Genomic DNA, 653 nt, shown 5'->3' on the forward strand with positions numbered 1-653 from the left:
GCGACCCTTCTGCAACACATCCCGATAAAACCGGGTATCCTCAAGCTTAACCTGGGTAATATCCAACATTTCCCGTATCTCCTCCAAGCTCAACTCTGGAAACTTACTCGCCATTATACTTTCTACCAAGTCCAACCGTCGCTGAAATACCTCCTCACTCGCCTCCACATTCAACAAATTACGAGCGCTTTCTGGGGTTTCCGACTCCGGCAATACCAACAACCGCAACAACGCCAAATTCGGACTCAAATCCGACCTAGGAATCAGATCTTCGAGATAAAGCCTTTCCACCAAATTATCCAATAGCAGGCGATAGGGAGTCTCCACCCCAAACCCCTGACCGCGACTGGAGAAAATCAATAGCCCCCGCCAAGGTCGGCTCACCTCATATTGTCTCAGATACATGAACACTTCCTGAAAAAAGCGACCATAGAATCCCCTATCCGCCTGCATTTGCGCTTCCACGAACACCAAGGGCAAATCTGGGTCATCCCCCACGGGGGTAAATAAGCCATCAATGCGCTGTTCCTGTTCTTTGACCACCGGAGCGCTATAATCAAATTGGCAGTCCATGGGAATGCCGGGAACCAACTCAGCAATCAGTTCCGGCTGCCATAGAAAAATGCGATAAAATAGTTTGTCAGTTTTCATCT

General features: G+C 48.9%; 1 protein-coding gene. It reads right to left on the reverse strand.

All coding sequences use genetic code 11. The features are described from left to right. Positions 1-651, reverse strand: a 651-nt coding sequence (locus tag P5683_RS25550) for an Rpn family recombination-promoting nuclease/putative transposase (RefSeq protein ID WP_315641264.1), incomplete at its 3' end; no start/stop codon positions are given. Between the last annotated feature and the right edge of the window lie 2 nt (positions 652-653).

It is taken from the genome of Limnospira sp. PMC 1279.21 (genome assembly GCF_032349615.1).
GTDB classification, from domain to species: Bacteria; Cyanobacteriota; Cyanobacteriia; order Cyanobacteriales; family Microcoleaceae; genus Limnospira; species Limnospira fusiformis.